The sequence below is a fragment of the Nocardia flavorosea genome (genome assembly GCF_015477805.1).
In the GTDB taxonomy this organism is placed as follows: Bacteria; Actinomycetota; Actinomycetes; order Mycobacteriales; family Mycobacteriaceae; genus Nocardia; species Nocardia flavorosea_A.
The window spans coordinates 410,943-431,146 of record NZ_JADLQL010000004.1; the positions used below are offsets into that span (position 1 = coordinate 410,943).

Here is a 20,204-nt window from a genome sequence, read left to right on the forward strand (position 1 = left end):
TGCTCAACAGTCCCCGGAAACCAGCTGGTGTCAGCTACATCACGTAGCGTAGAACACTCTTCGGCCGCTAACAAGACTGCTTACCGTCAATTAACGGGACGTTGACAAATTTTCCGACGTTTAGACCGTTGGATAGCGGTGCGTTTTATTACGTCCCGTTCTACTACGGGCCCGACTGTGGTTTCCTATAGGTATGCCTGGCGAATCCGAGTACACGATCGACGAGCTGGCGCGGGCCGCCGAGACCACCGTGCGCAGTGTCCGCGTGTACCACGAGCGTGGGTTGCTGCCCTCTCCCGATGTCCGAGGACGTATCGGCTACTACGGATCGGACCATCTGAACCGGTTGCAGACCATCAGCCGATTGCTGGGCCGCGGTATGAAACTCAACGGTATCCGCGAGTTGCTCGCCGCCTGGGACCGCGGTGACGGCCTCGCCGACGTCCTGGGCGTCACCGATCAGAACCCCAGCGCCTCCGCTCGCCCGTCACCGGAGCATCCGGCTCAGCCGGAGCCCGAGGAGCCGGCCTACGAACTACCCGAATACGTACAGCAGGCACTTGCCGCCAGCGACGACCCGTTCGACGTCTACCGGGTCACCAACCCGCGATGCAGCGATCTGGCCACCCGCCTCGACGATGCGGGCCTGCCTCCCAACGCCACGTTCCAGCTCATCGAACGCCTCCGCGCCGATTGCGATCGCATCGCCGACCGGTACGCCGCCGAGATCTTCCATATCCTCGCCGGAAAGAGCTACGAGCAGTCCGAACGAAATATCAAGGACCGCACCAAACTGGAAACCGATCTCGCCATCGCACGCCTCATCGTCACCCGCGCCGCGTCGGAGCTGATCGACCAGGCGTTCGGCCGCCGCGCCGAACTACCCGTGGAAACTCCCGAGCCGGCCCGCGCCTACCCCATCCGCCGGGACGCGGCGCCCAACGGAAAGCAGCCGTTCCGGGCACGTGGCTGAGCCGCCGAAGACCGATACGGGGGCATGGGCACGAGAGATGTCGGGGTGACAGGATTTGAACCTGCGACCACCCGCTCCCAAAGCGGGTGCGCTACCAAGCTGCGCCACACCCCGTAGTACCCCCGAAGGGGCGGCTTCCGGTCTCGGAGAGCGGGTGACGGGAATCGAACCCGCACCATCAGCTTGGAAGGCTGAGGTTCTACCATTGAACTACACCCGCATGCATACGGCAGCGGTGGGATCGCCACGATACCGTGTGCATGAGCGACTGTACCGAATGCCACTTTCTTTTCGCCAATCAGCCCCCGTTCCGGGTTCCGGCGCGCCGTTCCGAAGCCCTTGCCGACGGTGAACCGGCGAGCCCGAACCGGCACGATCGACCACACGGTCCGGTAGCCGGCGACCGCCGTGCCAGGAAAAATTCCTCCGAAAGTGTGTAACGCAGGCGGATTCCGGGCGATATGCCAGAGATTGCTGTTGTTCCGGGGTTCGAGAACCTGTTCTAGAACACAGGTCACCGGGCCCCACCATCTTGCTACGATCTTCTTGCCGGACGGGGTATCTGGAAAGGGGGCGGTGGCGTGCACCCGACAAGGTCGACCATCCGCACAGCAGTACGACAGAGCCGGGCGGTCCCGGCAGCCGAGCCGCGCGTTCGCGGCGCTATTACCTCCGCCTGCGGTGATCGCGATGCCTGCTGAGCACCGGCCACCCATCCGTTCCACCGCCCGTGAATGGGCCCTGGCGGCGGGCGCCCAGCCCGATGCCGATATCACCGCGGCCGAGATCGAACCTGTTCTCGTCGAAATCCTCGAGCAGTTGCTCGAGCTCACGGTGTCCGATCCGTTCCCGATTCGCGCCGCTCGCCGGCTCGGGGCACGGCTGTGCGCGGAACCACTGCACCAGGTCCGAATGCTCGCCCTGGTGACCCGCACCCTGCTCGGCTTCCCCGCCGGCCCGCGCGGCTCCCTGGTGGCGACCCAGTGGCCACTGGTGGCCAGCCAGGCCATCGATAGCTACGCCCAGGCATTGCAGGAGCTGGCGCTGGCGCAGCAGAAGAAGAACTTCTCCGACGAGGCCACACAGCGGGTCCGGGAATTCGCCGCCCTCCAGCAGCGGCTCGAACACGAAGCCACCCATGACGCGCTCACCGGACTGGCCAACCGCACCCTGCTACGCAAACGGGTCCGGCAGATGGCCGATCACCCGCAGCGCGGGGTCGGGCTGCTGGTGGTGGATCTGGACCGGTTCAAGCAGATCAACGACAACTACGGCCACGCCGTCGGCGACGAGGTACTGGTCGAACTCGCGCAACGCCTGCGCGCGGTAGCACCGCCGGGCACCGTGGTCTGCCGCTACGGCGGGGACGAGTTCGTACTGGCCGCCGGTCTCGACAAGGACAACGTCGCCGAACTCGCCGCGAATATCGTGCTCGCGCTCAACGATTCGGTGTGGACAGCGGCCGGGCCGGTACCGGTGTCGGCCAGCGTCGGCACCACGTATTCGCCACCGGCGGACCGCGCCGAGCTCGCCGAACTGCTGCGCCGCGCCGACCTGGCCATGTACTCGGCGAAAACCGCGGGCGGACGCCGCTATGTCGGCGCCGAGTCCGGCGGCGATGCGGTCGATACCGCGGTGGCCGGCTGAACGGGACGAACGGACCGGCTCAGCCGGGCTGGCATCCGGCGCACCAGAACAGGTTGCGGCCCTCCAGCACGCTGTGCCGCACCGGCGCGGCACAGCAGCGGCAGGGCTCGCCAGCTCGCCGGTAGACGTAGGTCCGGGGCCGGTCCGCGGCATAGGACGGCGCACCGTGATCGTGCTCGGGACGCACCACGTGCATCTTTCCGCGGCGCACCCCGACCCGCATCAGTTCGACCAGATCCGCCCACAGCGCCGACCATTCGCCCGCGCTGATCTCGGCGCCGGGTCGCGCCGGGGAAATACCGTGCCGGAACAGCACTTCCGCACGGTACACATTGCCGACCCCCGCGATCACTCCCTGGTCCATGAGCAGGGAGCCGATACTGCGCCGGGAGCGGCTGATCCGCGCCCACGCCCGGTCCGGATCGGCGTCGGGCCGCAGTGGGTCGGGACCGAGCCGGGCGACGAGCGCGGCGACCTCCGGCGGCGCCAGGATTTCGCAGGCCGTCGGCCCGCGGAGATCGGTACCGAACCCCGATCCGTCACGGCCGGGCCCGTACATCCGCATCCGGACCTGCCCTACCGGTTCCGGCATCGGAACACCGGATTCGGTGAACGCCCCGTACAGCCCCAGATGGATGTGGACGAACAGTTCGCCCTCGTACTCGTGCAGCAGATGTTTGCCCCACGCCTGCGACCGCAGCAGGGTGCGCCCGTCGACCCGGGCCGCCCCCGCCGCGAACTTCCCCTGCGGGCTCGACACCCGCACCACCGCACCGGCCAGGCGCCGTTCGTGCCGGCGGGCGAGCCGGTGCAGCGTGTGTCCCTCGGGCACTCGCGTCAGGAGGCAGGCAGCGCGGGCGCTTCGCCGGTCTTCTCATAGGCGGCGAGGATATCGATCCGACGCTGGTGCCGCTCTTCCTCCGACCAGGGGGTCGCCACGAAGGCGTCCACGATCTCCAACGCCTCCTGCTGCGAATGCATCCGGCCACCGATACCGATCAGCTGGGCGTTGTTGTGTTCGCGGGCCAGCCGCGCGGTTTCCACACTCCAGGCCAGTGCGCACCGCGCACCGGGCACCTTGTTCGCGGCGATCTGCTCGCCGTTACCGCTCCCACCGAAAACCAGTCCCAGACTGCCGGGGTCGGCGACGGTGCGACGAGCCGCCTCGATGCAGAAGGCGGGGTAGTCGTCGAGAGCGTCGTAGACGAGAGCGCCACAGTCGACGACCTCGTGACCAGCCTTCTCGAGATGGTCCTTGACAGCGTTCTTCAATTCGAAACCAGCGTGATCGGCACCCAGGTATACGCGCATGCCGCGATTGTGTCAGGCCCGGAAACGGCCGATGACGGCGGGCAGGCCACACCACCGGAGCCCGTCGGCCGTCTCTGCCCGGCCGGACGAAGGCGAGAATCCCCTTAGAGTCGGGGTATGCAGCCGCACGACCCACAGCAACCGTCCGGGTCCGGGCCGGACTGGGCCGCGAATCCGCCGGAACCCGGCCCCTACCCGTGGCTCACCGGCCGTCCGGGCGTTCCGGCGTCCCTACCGGCCGCTTATCCCCCACCGCCGGGACCGGCGCACGAACCGCGTGGACTGTCGCCGTTCGGTATGCCCGCCCGGCACAGCTGGGAGATCCCGCTGCTGACCGTTGTGGTGTTGTTCACCGCAACGGCCTATCTGCTGGCCTTTCTGCTGCTCGCCCTCGGCGCCGTCAACGAGTACATCCTGTTCCTCGTGGGAGCGCCCCTGCTGATCTGGTTCGGCCGCGGGCTCAACTATTCGCAGCAGCGGGTCAACGGCGTGAAGATGTCACCGACCCAGTTCCCCGAGGGCTACCGGATGGTGCAGGAAGCCGCGGCCCGGTTCGGTATGGCCGCCGCACCGGACGCCTACGTCGTACTCGGGAACGGGCAGATCAACGCGTTCGCCTCGGGCCACGGATTCCGCCGGTACGTGGTGGTCTACAGCGACCTGTTCGAGATCAGCGGCGCCGCCCGCGAACCGGACGCGCTCGCGTTCATCATCGGTCACGAGGTCGGTCATATCGCGGCCGGGCACGCGTCCTATTGGCGGCAGCTGGGGATGTTCCTCGTCCCGTTCCTGCCGATCCTGGGTAGTTCGCTGATCCGGTCGCAGGAGTACACCGCCGACAACCACGGCTACTGCCATCGGCCGCAAGGCGCGGCGGCCGCGATGGGCACCCTGGCGGCCGGAAAATACCTCAATACCGCGGTGGGTTTCGACGAAATGGCCGACCGGGCCGCCCAGGAACGCGGTTTCTTCGTCTGGATGGTGAACGCCATGGCATCCCATCCGGTACTCACCTGGCGGATGTGGGCACTGCGCGACCGCAGCAGCCATGGCCGGCTGTTCTGGCGGCCCGGACCGAGGTCCCGGCCACTCACCCCGGTGCCCCCGCCGGGGCCACCCGGCGGGGAGCCGGTGACCATGTCGAAAACCCCGCGCTGACCGCGGCCCGGTGACCGACTCCGGCCCGGAAGCGGGGAATCGGTCACCAGCCTGATCAGTCGAACTGCGGATCCTCGTCCCGGGTGCGCTTCAACTCGAAGAAGTGCGGGTAGGCGGCCAGTGTGACCACCGCGTCCCAGAGTTTGCCCGCCTCCTCGCCCCGCGGAATCCGCGAGAGCACCGGACCGAAGAACGCGACACCGTTGACATGGATGGTCGGCGTACCGACATCGGGGCCCACTTTGTCCATCCCGGCGTGGTGGCTGGCTCGCAGGGCCTCGTCGTAGTCGCCGCTGTCCGCGGCTGCCGCCAGTTCGGCCGGCAACCCGACCTCGGCGAGCGCGTCGGCGAGGATCGCCGCGAAGGTGCCCCGGAGATCGCCGTCCTTCTCGAACTCGGACCGGCGGTCGTGGAACCGGGTGCCCATGGCCGTGTACAGCGCCGGCAGGATATCGTCGCCGTGCTGCTGGGCGGCGGCGATCGCGACCCGCACCGGGCCCCATCCGCTCGCCATCAACTCCTGGTACTCCGGCGGCAGATCGCGTCCTTCGTTGAGCACCGCCAGGCTCATCACACGGAAACGGGTCTCGATATCGCGAACCTTCGCGACCTCGAGAATCCAGCGGGAGGTGATCCAGCACCACGGGCACAGTGGGTCGAACCAGAATTCGGCAAGGTCCTTCTTATCGGCCGTATCTGTCACGGACGGTTCCTCTCCCTCGATCGTCGACAGGCGCTGCGCCGCAGCCCCGGCTTCTCACCGAGCAACCGCCGCCGCGCCGTTTTCGTTCCCGATCCGGCCGATCATCGGCCGGCGGCGTCAGTAGGCTGGCCGCAGAGGTTCGGATCGTCGCTGGAACAACTCACGACAAGGGAGTCCTGTCCATGACATCTGCACAGCGTTTCGTGATCGTCGGCGCCGGCCTGGCCGGCGCGAAACTGGCACAGGAGTTGCGGGGCAACGATTTCGACGGCCATATCACCCTCATCGGCGCGGAGAACCGGCTGCCCTACGAACGTCCGCCGCTGTCGAAGGAGTACCTGGCCGGAAAGAAGACCCTGGACGAGTTCACCGTCGCCGACGCCGCCTGGTACCGGGACCACAATGTGGAACTGCTGCTGGGTACCGAGGTCACCGCCGTCGACCGGGCCGCCCGCACGGTCGCCCTGCCGGACGGTTCGACCCTGCCCTACGACAAACTCGCCCTGGCCACCGGCGCCGCATCCCGGTCGCTGCCCGTCCCCGGCGTCGAAGCGCCCGGCGTGTACACCCTGCGCACGGTCGAAGAATCCGATGCGCTGATCGAACTGTTCGGCACCGCGCGCCGACTGGTGGTCGTCGGGGCGGGCTGGATCGGGCTCGAGGTCACCGCGGCGGCGCGCGCGGCCGGGGTGGCCGTCACCGTGGTCGAAGAGGCGGCCACGCCACTGCTGGGGGCGTTGGGGCCGGAGATGGGCGAGGTATTCGCCGACCTGCACCGGGAGCACGGCGTCGAGTTCCGGTTCGAGGCGCGGGTCGAGCAGATCACTGTTTCCGACGGCCGGGCGAGCGGCGTGCAGTTGGCGGACGGTACAACGTTCGATGCCGACGCCGTCCTGGTCGCGGTGGGCGCGCGCCCCCGTACCGAACTCGCGGAATCGGCCGGCCTGCTCACCGGCACCGGCGTTCTCGTCGACGCCGGACTCACCAGCAGCGACCCGAACATTGTCGCGATCGGCGATATCGCGGAACAGGACCATCCCGTACTGCGCCGCCGTATCCGGGTGGAGCACTGGGCGAACGCGCTGAATCAGCCCGCAGCGGCCGCCCGGACCATGCTCGGTAAGGCCGCCGGCTACGACCGCCTCCCCTACTTCTTCACCGACCAGTACGACCTCGGTATGGAATACACCGGTTTCGCCGCCCCCGGCGACTACGAGCGGGTTGTCGTACGCGGCGATCTCGGCGGCCGCGAATTCGTGGCGTTCTGGCTGGACGAGCAGCAGCGAGTGCTGGCCGGGATGAACGTGAACATCTGGGATGTGGGCGACCGCATCAAAGAACTCATCCTCTCCGGCGACCCGGTGGACCCGGACCGGCTGGCCGACACCTCGGCCCCGCTCTGATCACACGCCCGCAAACAGCCTGACGGGAATCTCGCGGTTTCTTCCGGCGGCGACCCGGTGCTCACCTCACCAGGTGCGGCCGGTGATCAGCTCGTAGGCCTGGACGTACTTGTCCCTGGTGGCGGCGACGATATCGGCTGGGATCTGCGGGCCGGGCGGTTCCTTGTCCCAGCCGGTGGAGGTGGCCCAATCCCGGACGAACTGTTTGTCGAACGAAGGCTGCGGACGGCCCGGCTGCCATTCGGCAGCCGGCCAGAAACGCGACGAGTCGGAGGTCAGCAGTTCGTCTCCGAGGGTGAGAACGTCGCCGTCCCATCCGAATTCGACCTTGGTGTCGGCGATTATGACGCCCCGCTCGGCGGCATGCGCCGCCCCTCGGGCGTACAGATCGAGGGTGCGGTCGCGCAGCTGCTCGGCGATCTCGCGGCCCTCCTGAGCGACCACCTGGTCGAAGGTCATCGGTTCGTCGTGACCGGTGTCGGAGACCTTCGTGGTGGGTGTGAAGATCGGCTCGGGCAGCCGGTCACCTTCGCGCAGGCCCGCCGGTAGCGCCACCCCGCACACCGAACCGCTGCGCTGGTACTCCTTCCACCCCGACCCCACCAGGTATCCGCGCGCCACACATTCCACCAGCACCATCTTCAACGGCTTCACCCGCACCGCCCGGCCGGCGAATTCCGCCGGTACATCGGTGGTGGACAGCACATGGTTGGGGATATCGGCGAAGAAGTCGAACCACCAGTTCGACAGCTGGGTCAACAGCGCGCCCTTGTCCGGAATCGGCGTGGGCAGCGAAACGTCGTACACCGAGACCCGGTCCGAGGCCACCAGCAGCAGCGTGTCACCGTCGGTGTACAGGTCGCGCACCTTTCCGGCGTGCACATGCTTCACGGTTGCGGCTCCGATCTTCTGGTCCTCGACCGGCGTCGAGTCGAATGGCTTCACTGCAAGCAAACCTTACCGACGTGGCATTGTGGACAGCGCTCGTGCCCGTACCTCTGTGTCCTCGAAGGAGCCCGATGTCCGCACCGAACCTCACCCGCGAACAGGCGATCGAACGCGCCGGAGTCGTCTCGGTCGAGAACTACCGCATCGACCTCGACCTGACCGACGGGATGAGCGAGTCAGGCCCGGAGGCGGTAGCGGAGCGTAACCACGGAGGGCCCTCGCTCATCCCCGATAACCACAGCGGTGGAAAACCGGGCGAACAGACGTTCTTCTCGCGCAGTACGGTCACCTTCACAGCGAAGCCCGGTTCACGAACCTTCATCGATATCGTCGCCCGCGGCATCCGCTCGGCCGCGCTCAACGGCAAACCCCTCGATATCGCCGAATACGACGAGTCGACCGGTATCCTCCTGCCCGACCTGGCCGAACGCAACGAACTCGTGGTGGAGGCCGACTGCGAGTATTCGCATACCGGCGAGGGCCTGCACCGGTTCGTCGATCCCGCCGACGGCGCGGTCTACCTGTACTCCCAGTTCGAGACCGCGGACGCCAAGCGGATGTTCGCCTGCTTCGACCAGCCCGATCTCAAGGCCACTTTCGATATCGAGGTCACCGCCCCGAGCGACTGGAAGGTGATCTCCAACGGCGCGGGTAGCGTCGAGGGCGGCCGGCACCGGTTCGCCACGACACCGCTGATGAGTACCTATCTGGTCGCGCTGATCGCCGGTCCGTACGCGGAATGGACCGATACCTACACCGACGACCACGGCAGCATCCCGCTCGGAATCTACTGCCGCGCCTCGCTCGCCGATTTCATGGACGCAGATCGGCTGTTCACCGAGACCAAACAGGGCTTCGGTTTCTATCACAAGAACTTCGGCGTCCCCTACGCTTTCGGCAAGTACGACCAGTTGTTCGTGCCCGAATTCAATGCCGGTGCGATGGAGAACGCCGGTGCGGTGACGTTCCTGGAGGACTACGTCTTCCGGTCCAAGGTCACCCGCGCTTCCTATGAGCGCCGCGCCGAAACCGTTCTGCACGAGATGGCGCATATGTGGTTCGGCGATCTGGTCACCATGAAGTGGTGGGACGATCTGTGGCTCAACGAATCGTTCGCGACCTTCGCGTCGGTGCTGTGCCAGGCCGAGGCCACCGAATACACCAGCGCCTGGACCACCTTCGCCAATGTCGAGAAATCGTGGGCCTACCGGCAGGACCAGCTGCCCTCCACCCACCCGATCGCCGCCGATATCCCGGATCTGGCCGCGGTCGAGGTCAATTTCGACGGCATCACCTACGCCAAGGGCGCGAGTGTGCTCAAACAGCTGGTCGCCTATGTCGGGCTGGAACCGTTCCTGGCCGGCCTGCGCGCCTATTTCGCCGAGCACGCCTACGGCAACGCCACCTTCGACGACCTGCTGGCGGCCCTGGAGAAATCCTCCGGTCGCGACCTGTCCGACTGGGGCGCCCAGTGGCTCAAGACCACCGGCCTCAACATTCTGCGACCCGATTTCGAGGTCGGCGCCGACGGCACGTTCACCTCGTTCGCCGTGATCCAGGAGGGCGCGGCCCCCGGCGCGGGTGAGCGGCGCGTGCATCGGCTGGCCATCGGCGTCTACGACGAGCAGGAGGGGAAACTGGTCCGCACGAAACGGGTCGAACTCGACCTCGCCGCCGCCGAACGCACCGAGATCAGCGAGCTCGTCGGCGTACCGCGCGGCAAGTTCGTGCTGATCAACGACGACGATCTCACCTACTGCTCGGTCCGCCTCGACCCCGATTCGCTCGATGTCCTGATCAACCACATCGCCGATATCGCCGAACCGCTGCCCCGCACGCTGGCCTGGTCGGCAGCCTGGGAAATGACCCGGCAGGCCGAGTTCCGGGCGCGCGATTTCGTGGCGCTGGTGCAGCGCGGGATCGGCGCGGAATCCGAGATCGGGGTGGTACAGCGGCTGCTCATGCAGGCCAATACCGCCCTGCGCAGCTACGCCGATCCGGATTGGGCCGAAACCACCGGCTGGCAGGATTACGCCAACCGCCTGCTGGAACTCGCCCGCGAAGCCGATGCCGGCTCGGACCACCAGCTGGCGTTCGTCAACGCCCTCACCGGCGCGAAACTGTCGCCCTGGCATACCGAGGTCCTGCGCGAACTGCTCGACGGCGACCCGGCCGGGGTGGGCCTGCCCGGGCTCACCGTCGATACCGACCTGCGCTGGCGGCTGCTCACCGCGCTCGCCGCGGCCGGGGAGATCGATACCGACAGCGCGGATGCCACGCCGGCCATCGACGCGGAGTTGCGCAACGACGCAACCGCCGCCGGCCGCCGGCAGGCCGCCACCGCGGCCACCGCCCGCCCGATTGCCGACGTGAAAGCCTCGGCCTGGGCGACAGTGATGGAAGACGATTCGGTGCCGAATATCACCGCGCGCTCCATCGTCAACGGCTTTGCTCCCGCCGGACAGGACGCCCTGCTGCAACCCTTCGTGGAACGGTATTTCGCCGAAATTCCCGCGGTATGGGAACGCCGCTCCAGCGAGGTCGCGCAGACCGTGGTGATCGGGCTGTACCCCGCCTGGGCGATCAGCGCGGAAGCGGTCGCCCGCGCCGACGAATTCCTGGCTGCCGACCACCCGCCCGCCCTGCGGCGGCTGGTGCTCGAAGGAAAAGCAGGGATCGAACGCTCGCTGCGCGCTCGCGCCTTCGATATCTCCTGACCGTAAACGTACGACGGCGCGGCCACCGAAAGGTGGCCGCGCCGTCGTACGTCGGTAGCGAGCGCTCCCGGAAGGTCAGCGACCGATGGCTGCCGCCATCACCCGGACCGCCGAAACGAGACCGTCGATCAACTCGCCCTGCCGCAGCGAACTCAGCGCGGCGGTGACACCGAGCTGGCATACCCGGTCGTTGGCACGATCGGCCACATCCCGGCCGGAACGGACCTCCACGGCGTGGTCGTTCGGGGAGACGGCGATGAGCACCGAACGGGCCGCCTCCGGAGTGGTGGGGAACAGTGCGTCCACCGTGGCACCGGCATCGGGGCCGAGATCGCCGATGTAGACGTTGAACCGGACCTTGGTGGCACGCGTGGCCTCGGTGAGCACATTGTCCATCGCGAGCCGCTCGTCGTTGTCGAACGGCGCCTCCTTGAACACGTCACCGGCCTCGTGCACCCCGGAAACCCGACCGCTGCTGGTGATCGCGTACCCGCGCGGCAGTTCGGACTCGACCACCGCGGGCCACTTAGTACTTGCCACTTGCCCGGCCTCCGATCAGCGCTTCCTGGGGGGATTCGAGGGCGTCGAACGCCACATGCGAACCATGCGACGATTCACCGGCATCATAGGAATGACCGTGCCCGGTGACCTCATCGGTAGCACTCCACAGCACCGGCGCGGAGGTCCACTTCTTGCTCATATCGAAGTGGACCGGCTTCTCACCGGGCAGCGGCTTACCGAGATACGACAAACCAGCGATTATGAGGTAGATCCCCAGTGGGATACCGGCGAAAATCGCCACTGTCTCGAGAATGCTCACACTGATAAAGGTAGACGATCCTCTGTAGTAGATGGTGCACCGGTGGTGTGCTGGGTTGTCGGCGCGCAGGCGCGCGGGGGGTTCGGCCCCTTGGGGTGGTGCTTCAGCCCTCGATACTCGCGGCTGCGCCGCATTGCATCGAGGGCTGAAGCACCACGCGGGCCGAACCCTGTGTGGGCCTCGCTGAACTCGGCGCCGCCGCTGGTTGCGTCAGGATTTCGGGTTGCAGCGTTGAATATCGCGCTGGACTCGGCGGCACGGCTGGATGCGTCGTCTTCTCATGGAAACGCTGCATAAGGCTCGACGCCACAGTGTGGGTGGCGTACAGCGGCAACGGCTGCCTGATCGCCCTGCGGTGGGGGCGACCGGGTTACCAGGCGGTGTTCATCAAGGAGTTCGCGGCCATTTCGAGGTAGTCGAGCAGCTGGCGGCGGTGGGCGTCGTCGAGGATCTCGGGTTCGATCTCGGCGACCGCGATCCGCATACAGCGCAGCCAGGCGTCGCGCTGTACGGGGCCGATCTCATAGGGAATATGCCGCATGCGCAGTCGCGGATGGCCGCGTTCGTCCGAGTAGGTGCGGGGGCCGCCCCAGTACTGCTCCAGGAACATCCGCAGGCGGCGTTCGGCCGGGCCGAGATCCTGTTCGGGGTACATCGGCCGCAGGATCTCGTCGGCGGCGACCTCGCGATAGAACGCCGCCACCAGCCGACGGAAGGTCTTCTCGCCGCCGACGGCGTCGTAGAAGGAGATCGTGGCCTGTTCGCCGGCCGGATCGCCGGCAGCCGGAATACCCGAAGTCATGAACCTCTCGTTTCGCTGGATGCGCCGTCCATTGTGCCCGCGTCGTCGCGGGCTTGCAGATCCGGCGGTACACACCCGCGGTCGATCGCCGGGCCCGGGTGCATGTCGCGGGCGGCCGCCGGGCGAATATCTCACCGTCGACGGAGTACGTGTTCTGCGACATACCCGGCAGAGTCGACAGCTCCCCGGCGCATCCCCGTGGCGGTTTACCTGGAACGTCGCTTCAGCGACAGTTAACCAGCCATTGTGCAAAATAACCGTGCACTCCGGGGCTTTCCATGGTCAACTGGGTCTTGTCTCCCGGCGAGATACCACATGATCTTGAAACGCAGAATTTGGGGTCGACATGAAGCAACGGACCGGCGCCCGATCACCGGAGGCGATACGCCACCGACAACTGAAGCCCGCCGACGTCCACGCTCGTGGGTCGGGGGCTCCTCCGCTGCAACTGCTGTCCGATCATGCGGTCAACCGGAACACATCCGCGACCGCAGCCGATATCGATTCCGCCCGTACTCGTGGCGAACCCGCCGCCAAACTCCATTCCACCCAGCCGATCAGCTGGGTCAAACGCCGCGTCCTGCTGCTCAACGCGACCTACGAACCGCTCACCGCGCTCACCGCCCGCCGCGCCATCGTGCTGCTGGTCTGCGATAAGGCCGACGCGGTCCATCACGATCCCACCGGCCCGGTCCTGCATTCCGCCGGCGCCACCGTCACCATCCCGTCGGTCATCCGCCTGCGCACCTACGTCCGTGTCCCCTACCGCGCCCGGGTCCCCATGACCCGCGCCGCCCTCATGCAGCGCGACCACTACCGCTGCGGTTACTGCGGCGGTAAGGCCGAAACGATCGACCACGTCATCCCGCGCAGCCGCGGCGGCGAGCACAGCTGGGAGAACTGCGTCGCGAGCTGCGCCCCCTGCAACCACCGCAAGGCCGACAAACTGCTCAGCGAACTGGGCTGGACCCTACGAGCACCCCTGATCTCCCCGAAAGGTCCGCACTGGCGCCTGCTGTCCACGGTCAACGAGCTCGATCCGGTCTGGTTGCAGTACCTCGGCGAGGGTGCGGCGTAGTCCCGGCATACCGCACAGGCTCCGGTGCGCCCGGCGGGGCGTGCCCGAGAGCACTCCCCTGAGCATGGGCAGCCGCGTCTGAGCCGGACTCGAGGGCACTCCGGCTGCGGCGTGGGCAACCGTGTGCGCGGGCGTACACGGTTGCGTTCGCACCGTCGCAGACCGACAAGCTCGAGGCTGCCCACCGAACCAGGGACCGCAATTCCGAAGCCGCCGTGGTGCGGACGTGCGCGTCATCCCGGGGCATATCCGGAGCACACGTTACGGATCGGCCGGTCCTCGAGCGAGCTGCCATCCCGCCGGCTCCGGACCGGGCGCGTTCAGTTCCGGGTGAGCCGGACCATTGCCGATGGTGCCTCACGCTCGACGCCGTCGCGGCGGAACCGGACGTGTCGCCCACTCAGAACTCCGCGCCGACGCTCTACGAGCACAGCGCGGTCGATAGCCGAATCAAAGCGGACCTTGCTGTGGTGCCCGCACTGTGCAGAAGGCCGTTATCGGGGGGTCAGCGAAAGCCCTCGGTTCCTGCGCCGGGCGACGGAACCGTAACGGGCGTCGAGGCGGATCCACGTTCTGGTCGCGCGGACGCGGACCGACTCCCCCGGCGGAATCCGGTTCGCCTCCGCGCGGTCTCCCGAATGCGGGATGAAATCCATGGACGTCAGCGCGAAGACCACCCGCATCGGTATCAGTACCTCGTCCTCACCGGCCGAGACGGTGATCACCGTCTGGTCGAGCAGCGAGGCCGGCGGCCCGTGATTCGATCCGTGTTCCTTGGCCAGATCGGCTCCCCGTTCGGCCAGCTCCACCAGAGTCCGGGCGGGCAGATCGTCGATATGGCCGAAGCCCGTGACGGGCGGCAGGGCGCCGCGCCAGGCCGAATCGAGCGAGTAGCCGAGGTCGATCGGGCCGGGAGCGTTCAGGGCGGCCAGTACCGTTTCGGCGCCGACCGTCGCATCGTCGACCATGAGTTCGGCGCCGATCGTGCGGGTGGCCAGCGCTTCGAACCCGGTGGCGACCCAAGCGGTCACCAGCCCCTCGCCGCGCCGGCGCAACCGCACCACCGCCGCCGGATCCAGCCGCTGAGCCCGGGTGAGGAAGGTGGCCAGATTCTCGCGCTCTGCCGGGTCCGGAACCGACAGGACCCGCTGGTCGGATATCACCGGGGGCCCGGCACCGCGGTAGCCACCCCGTCCGTGCCCGATGCGCTCATGCGTCCATCCATTGCGCCAGATATTCCCGCTCGGCCCCGGTCAGCCGGCGCAAACGCTGGGTTTCGATGTCGAACGCCGCCAGCTGAGTGGTGGCGGTAACCGCCGGTAGCGAGCCGGGCGCCGCACCCACCGCCCGCACCTCGTAGGCAACGGTGAAATCCACGGCGCGCAACTGCTCGATCCACATGGCGATATCGAGTGGAGTGTCCTCGTGCCGTAACTGGCCGCGGTATTTGACGTGCAGATCCGCCAGTACGCAGCCGTTGCGCAGCGCGACCGTGGGGCGATCCTCCTCGAACAGCCAGGGGATCCGCGCTTCCTCGAGCAGCGTCACCATGCGGGCGTGGTTGACGTGCTGGAACACGTCCATATCCGACCAGCGCACATGGACGGCGGTGTGGAAGCGCGGCACCGGGGCGGCCGTGGCCGCCTCGGCACCGGCTCCGTTGCCAGAAACAGCGTTCGTCACCGTGGTACCTCCGATTGGGCACCCACCCCACTCACCATGCTGCGCACCTGCCGCGCCGCAACCGACAGCGTGGCGAGATCGTGGGTTCCGGACTCGAACAGTTCCGCCAACGCCGCGCGGGCACGACCGAGCCGGGACTGATTCTTGGACTCCCAGTATGCAATCTTCTCGTCCGCGCTCTCCTCCGGGTCGCCGCCGGAGAGCACATCGAGGGTGAGCGAGCGCAGCGAACTGTACATATCGTCGCGCAGGCTGAGCCGGGCCAGTGCATGCCAGCGATCGCCGCGTTCCAGGTGGCTCACCGCCTCGAGCAGCCAGTCGATCTTGAGGTGCTCGTTCAACGCGTAGTACAGCGAACCCACCTCGTCACCGGAGCGGTCGGTGATATCGGCGATATCGACGATATCGAGCAGTGGGAACAGATGCAGCAGCCCGAAGACCTCGGTGGCCAGATCCAGCGGCGCCCCGTGCGCGACGAGATCGGCGGCGTGATCGGTCAGTGTCGTCACATGGTGCCCGCGCAGCCAGCTGGGCACCTTGGGTGCCAGTTCGCGAATACCCACCCGGTAGCGGTTGATCTCCGCGCCCACGGCGACGGGCTGGGGACGATTGGTGAGCAGCCACCGCGAGGCCCGGTCCAGGGTTCGTTTGGTTTCCAGTTCGAGCTGATCGCGCACACCGACCGTGGTATCGGCGGCGCGGATCCGGGCCCAGATCTCGTGCAGCCCGAAAATTTCGGTGACGGCCGCGAAAGCACGCACCGTATCGGTGGCGGTGGCGCCGATCTCCTCGCCGAGGCGGAAGGTGTAGGTGAGGCCACCGTGATCCACCACCTCGTTGGCGATCATGGTGGTGACGATCTCCCGGCGCAGCCGATGCTTCTTGATCGCGGCACCGAACCGCTCGCGCAGCGGGGTCGGGAAGTAGTCGGGGAGCCGGGCGCCGAAGAACGCACTGTCGGGCAGATCCCCGGCCAGCAGATCGTCTTTCAACGCCAGTTTCACATGGGCCAGCAGATTGGCGAGTTCGGGAGAGGTGAGCCCGGCCCCTTCCTCGAGCCGGCGCTTCAGCACGGTATCGGCCGGCAATGCCTCGAGCTGCCGGTCCAGGCCCCGGCTGTTCTCCAGTTCTTCGATCAACCGCCGATGCACATTCAGCATCTGCGCCGATTCGGCTCGCGAGATTCCCATCAGGTAGTTCTGGGAGATATTGTCCTGCAACACCATCTGCGCGACTTCGTCGGTCATCTCCGCGAGCAGCGGATTACGGTCGGCGATATCGAGTTCTCCCGCCGACACCACACCGTCGAGCAGCACCTTGATATTGACCTCGTGGTCGGAGCAATCGACACCGGCGGAATTGTCCAGCGCATCGGTATTCATCTTGCCGCCGCCGCGACAGAATTCGATACGACCCAATGCCGTGACTCCGAGATTCCCACCCTCGCCGACGACTTTCACCCGCAATTGGTTCGCATCGACCCGGACCGCGTCGTTGGATTTGTCGCCGACATCGGCATTCGTTTCGGTGCTCGCCTTGATATAGGTACCGATACCGCCGTTCCACAACAGATCCACCGGCGCCTGCAGAACGGCGCGAATCAATTCCGGCGGCGCAAGCGAAACGGTTTCCGCAGGCAGTCCCAGCGCCGCGCGCACCTGCGGAGATATCGGAACCGATTTCACCGTGCGATCGTAGACGCCGCCACCCGCACTGATCAGCGACCGATCATAATCCGCCCAACTCGACCGCGCCAAACCGAACAATCGCCGCCGCTCGGCAAACGACCCCGCGGCATCCGGATCCGGGTCCAGAAAAATATGCCGGTGATCGAACGCCGCCACCAAACGAATATGCTCGGACAACAACATCCCGTTACCGAACACATCCCCACTCATATCCCCCACACCGACCACCGTGAAATCCTGCGACTGCGTATCCACCCCCAACTCCGCGAAATGCCGCTTCACACTCTCCCACGCCCCCCGGGCCGTAATCCCCATCGCCTTGTGGTCATATCCCGCCGAACCACCCGATGCGAACGCATCCCCCAACCAGAACCCATACCGCCCCGCCACATCATTCGCAATATCGGAAAACGACGCAGTACCCTTGTCCGCCGCCACCACCAGATACGTATCGTCACCGTCTCGGCGCACCACCCGCTCCGGCGGCAGTACCTGCCCTCCGGCCAGGTCGACATTATCGGTGATATCCAGCAGACCGGAGATGAAGGTGCGATAGCATTCGACGCCCTCCGCCATCCGGGCCTGCCGATCGGCGGCGGCGTCCCCGGTGGCGGCCGGCGGCCGTTTCACCACGAAACCACCCTTTGCCCCCACCGGCACGATCACCGCATTCTTCACCGCCTGCGCCTTCACCAAACCCAGAATCTCGGTCCGGAAATCCTCCAGCCGGTCCGACCAGCGCAAACCGCCCCGCGCCACCGCACCGAACCGCAGATGCACCCCCTCCACCCGCGGCGAATACACGAAGATCTCGTACTTCGGCCGCGGCTGCGGGAGTTCGGCGATCTCCTGCGGTTCGACCTTCACCGAGATGAAGTCCCGGACCGCACCGTCGGCGTCGGTGACGTAGTAGTTGGTGCGCAGGGTGGCCAGGATCAGCCCCAGTATGGCGCGCAGGATACGGTCCGCGTCCAGGCTGACCACCTGGTCGATCCGCTCCCGCACCTGCTCTTCGAGCCGGTCGGCCTCCTCGGCCGAATACCGGTCGGGGTCGAACCGGGCGGCGAACAACCGCGCGAACAGCCGCGCGGTGTCCGGGTAGGTGTGCAGGACGCGGGCGATATTGACCTGGCTGTAGGGGAATCCCGCCTGCTGCAGGTATTTCGCGTAGGTCCGCAGAACGGCGACCTCGCGCCAGGTGAGCCCCGCACGCAGGACGAGCTCGTTGAGGCCGTCCGCTTCGGCCCGGCCGTACCAGATGGCGTCGAACGCCTCGGTGAATCGGTCGCGGACTCCGACCGCCGCGGCGGACGCCCGCGGACCCGGTGCGACCTCCAGCAGTTCGGCGTCGAGATCCTGATCGAGGGCCGCGCGCAACAACTCCGCGCTCGCCAGCAGACCGAAATCGTAGATCCACCGTTCGCCGGCGGTGCCGATACCGTCGGCTTCCCGCCGGATCCGATAGGGCCGTTCGTCGAGTACCTCCACCCCGAGGCTCTGGAGCACCGGCAGTACCTGGCTCAGCGAAATCCCGGAGCCGCCGATATAGAGCGTGAACCGCCACGATCCGGCGGGTGCGTCGGCGACCCGATAGAGATGCTGGTCGATACTGCCCGTCCGCAGCCGTTCCAGCCGGTCGATATCGGCCAGGGCCCGCCGCGCGCTGAAATCCTGTTTGTAGCCGTCCGGGAACGCTTCGCAGTAGCGGCGCACGATCTGCGGGTCCAGTACGGTCGAGGCGCTCACCTCGTCGTTGAGATGGTCGTCCCAGGTGCGGCTCGCCTCACCGAGCAGGTTCTGGATGCGCAACCGTTCGGATTCGGAGATCTCTTCCGCCGAGGACACCCGGACCGGTTCGGCGGTATCGACACCGGGCAGCCGGATGGTGAAATACACGCTGGCGAGCTCGCTTTCGCTCACGCGGGCCGAGTAGTCGATGGAGGCGCCGCCGAGTTCGCGGACCAGGATGTCCTGCATCTCCAGCCGGACCGCGGTGGTATAGCGATCCCGCGGCAGGTACACCATCGCCGCGACGAAGCGGCCGTAGGGATCGACCCGCAGGAACAGCCGAACCTGCCGGCGCAGCCCCACATTGAGTACCGCGGCCGCGATACGCCGCAGGGTGGCCGCATCGCAGGCGAACAGTTCGGTGCGCGGGAAACCCTGCATGACCTCGAGCATCGCCTGACCGGAGAACGAATCGAGGTCGAAACCGCTACCGGTGATGGCCGATCGCACCCGCGTGCCCACCACCGGGATGTCCAGGACGTTCTCGTGCAGCGCCGTCACGGTGAAGACCCCGATGAACAGGTGCTCGCCGCGGACCTCGCCCGCGCCGTTCATATCGGCCACACCGATGAAGAACGGGTAGACCGCTCGCTGCATGGTGACGGGGACCAGGCCCTGGGTCATCCGCAGCAGCCGCGGCGCCCCGGTGCCGACGGGCACCTGGAAGCCGATACCCGTGCCCGGATGCAGTACCCCGAGTGCGGAATCCGGCACGGGCACCGGCACCGATTCGCCGGCTTCGGTGCGGTATCGGGCGTATCCGAGCACGGTGAAGTTCCCGGCCGCCATCCAGCGCAGCAGCCCGGCACAATCGGAGGGCGCGATATCGGCGTCCGCCGTGACGACGGTATCGCCGGCCTCGTCCAGTCGGGCCGCGAGATCGTGGAGCACGGCGTGGATCGCGTCGGTATCGTTGCTCACCTGCCGTACGTCGCCGATCACCCCGGGTACGGCGGCGGCGATCTCGTCGAGTAATTCGGCGCTGGTCGCCGGATGCAACTGCAGGTGGATCCAGGATTCGCGGCCGGTGCCCGAGCCGGTGCGTGCGGGGTCGGCATCGTGCGGCCGGGCCGCCCGAAGCCGGCCGTCGGCGTCGCGTTCCACCGTGACGATGGGATGGATGACCTCGCGCACCGTACCGCCCAGCCGGGCCAGCAATGCCGTGACCGAATCGACGAGCATCGGCATATCGTCGGTCACGATCTGCACCGCGGCCCCCAGCCCGGAGCCGTCGTCGGGGTGATGGACCCGTACCGAGCCCTGACCCGGTTGCCGGGTCAGGGCCAGCGCCAGATGGGCACGGAAGGTGAGTTCGGCACTGGAGATCTCACAGTCCGCCTCGTCGGTGCCCACATGCCGGAAGTACCCCTCCTCCAGAGCGTGGATACCGGCTCGGAGGTTGTCCGGCAGTTCGGCAACCCAAGCCTCGCTGGACAATTCGGACGAGACCGTCATTTCCCACTCCCTTGGACGCGGATTTTTCGG

General features: G+C 67.0%; 16 protein-coding genes and 2 tRNA genes. 6 read left to right on the forward strand and 12 right to left on the reverse strand.

Annotation, left to right across the window (positions count from 1 at the left end; translation table 11 throughout):
* Positions 1–193 precede the first annotated feature (193 nt).
* Entirely contained in the window at positions 194–973 is a 780-nt protein-coding gene (locus IU448_RS20465; RefSeq protein ID WP_195057260.1) for a MerR family transcriptional regulator, read from the forward strand.
* 40 nt (positions 974–1,013) lie between these two features.
* Here IU448_RS20465 and IU448_RS20470 read toward each other — a convergent pair.
* Together IU448_RS20470 and IU448_RS20475 are read right to left on the reverse strand one after the other, a co-directional pair.
* Positions 1,014–1,087: transfer RNA gene (locus tag IU448_RS20470), tRNA-Pro, on the reverse strand.
* Between the two features lie 35 nt (positions 1,088–1,122).
* Positions 1,123–1,193, reverse strand: a tRNA-Gly gene (locus IU448_RS20475).
* A 470-nt stretch (positions 1,194–1,663) separates the two neighbouring features.
* Between IU448_RS20475 and IU448_RS20480 the strand changes: the two genes are divergently transcribed.
* Positions 1,664–2,620 (forward strand): GGDEF domain-containing protein, encoded by a 957-nt coding sequence (locus tag IU448_RS20480; protein WP_195057261.1) that lies wholly within the window; start codon positions 1,664–1,666, stop codon positions 2,618–2,620.
* 19 nt (positions 2,621–2,639) lie between these two features.
* On the opposite strand, the gene IU448_RS20485 is transcribed toward IU448_RS20480, so the two are convergent.
* Positions 2,640–3,452, reverse strand: coding sequence for an Fpg/Nei family DNA glycosylase (locus IU448_RS20485; protein ID WP_195057262.1), 813 nt, complete (start codon positions 3,450–3,452; stop codon positions 2,640–2,642).
* A gap of 5 nt (positions 3,453–3,457) precedes the next feature.
* Entirely contained in the window at positions 3,458–3,931 is a 474-nt protein-coding gene (locus tag IU448_RS20490; protein WP_195057263.1) for a ribose-5-phosphate isomerase, read from the reverse strand.
* A gap of 117 nt (positions 3,932–4,048) precedes the next feature.
* Between IU448_RS20490 and IU448_RS20495 the strand changes: the two genes are divergently transcribed.
* Entirely contained in the window at positions 4,049–5,089 is a 1,041-nt protein-coding gene (locus IU448_RS20495) for a M48 family metallopeptidase (protein WP_228813666.1), read from the forward strand.
* Between the two features lie 55 nt (positions 5,090–5,144).
* On the opposite strand, the gene IU448_RS20500 is transcribed toward IU448_RS20495, so the two are convergent.
* Entirely contained in the window at positions 5,145–5,792 is a 648-nt protein-coding gene (locus tag IU448_RS20500) for a DsbA family protein (protein ID WP_195057264.1), read from the reverse strand.
* 182 nt (positions 5,793–5,974) lie between these two features.
* On the opposite strand from IU448_RS20500, the gene IU448_RS20505 reads away from it, so the two are divergent.
* Positions 5,975–7,195, forward strand: a complete 1,221-nt coding sequence (locus IU448_RS20505; RefSeq protein WP_195057265.1) for an NAD(P)/FAD-dependent oxidoreductase — start codon at positions 5,975–5,977, stop codon at positions 7,193–7,195.
* Positions 7,196–7,261: 66 nt separating this feature from the next.
* Here the strand turns inward: IU448_RS20505 and IU448_RS20510 are convergent, their stop codons facing one another.
* Positions 7,262–8,086, reverse strand: coding sequence for a phosphoribosylaminoimidazolesuccinocarboxamide synthase (locus IU448_RS20510; RefSeq protein WP_195057482.1), 825 nt, complete (start codon positions 8,084–8,086; stop codon positions 7,262–7,264).
* Positions 8,087–8,214: 128 nt separating this feature from the next.
* Between IU448_RS20510 and pepN the strand changes: the two genes are divergently transcribed.
* On the forward strand, positions 8,215–10,860 hold the full coding sequence (gene pepN / locus IU448_RS20515; RefSeq protein WP_195057266.1) for an aminopeptidase N: 2,646 nt from the start codon (positions 8,215–8,217) through the stop codon (positions 10,858–10,860).
* Positions 10,861–10,935: 75 nt separating this feature from the next.
* Here pepN and IU448_RS20520 read toward each other — a convergent pair whose 3' ends face one another.
* The 3 genes from IU448_RS20520 to IU448_RS20530 all read right to left on the reverse strand — a co-directional run bounded on the left by IU448_RS20520 (position 10,936) and on the right by IU448_RS20530 (position 12,482).
* Positions 10,936–11,400 (reverse strand): DUF5130 domain-containing protein, encoded by a 465-nt coding sequence (locus IU448_RS20520; protein ID WP_280456880.1) that lies wholly within the window; start codon positions 11,398–11,400, stop codon positions 10,936–10,938.
* Entirely contained in the window at positions 11,387–11,680 is a 294-nt protein-coding gene (locus IU448_RS20525; RefSeq protein ID WP_033247364.1) for a hypothetical protein, read from the reverse strand. Before IU448_RS20525 ends, IU448_RS20520 begins: the two co-directional genes overlap by 14 nt.
* Before the next feature lie 370 nt (positions 11,681–12,050).
* A complete protein-coding gene (locus tag IU448_RS20530; protein WP_195057267.1) occupies positions 12,051–12,482 on the reverse strand; it encodes a globin in 432 nt (143 codons plus the stop codon).
* Between the two features lie 346 nt (positions 12,483–12,828).
* Between IU448_RS20530 and IU448_RS20535 the strand changes: the two genes are divergently transcribed.
* Positions 12,829–13,560: an HNH endonuclease gene (locus IU448_RS20535; RefSeq protein ID WP_195057268.1), complete on the forward strand. Its 732-nt coding sequence runs from the start codon at positions 12,829–12,831 to the stop codon at positions 13,558–13,560.
* 494 nt (positions 13,561–14,054) lie between these two features.
* Here IU448_RS20535 and IU448_RS20540 read toward each other — a convergent pair whose 3' ends face one another.
* From IU448_RS20540 to IU448_RS20550, 3 genes are read right to left on the reverse strand one after another with little or no spacing between them, the layout of a single operon-like run.
* Positions 14,055–14,723, reverse strand: coding sequence for a hypothetical protein (locus IU448_RS20540; RefSeq protein ID WP_195057269.1), 669 nt, complete (start codon positions 14,721–14,723; stop codon positions 14,055–14,057).
* 46 nt (positions 14,724–14,769) lie between these two features.
* A complete protein-coding gene (locus IU448_RS20545; RefSeq protein WP_280456887.1) occupies positions 14,770–15,186 on the reverse strand; it encodes an acyl-CoA thioesterase in 417 nt (138 codons plus the stop codon).
* A gap of 53 nt (positions 15,187–15,239) precedes the next feature.
* Entirely contained in the window at positions 15,240–20,174 is a 4,935-nt protein-coding gene (locus IU448_RS20550; RefSeq protein ID WP_195057270.1) for an NAD-glutamate dehydrogenase, read from the reverse strand.
* Positions 20,175–20,204 lie beyond the last annotated feature (30 nt).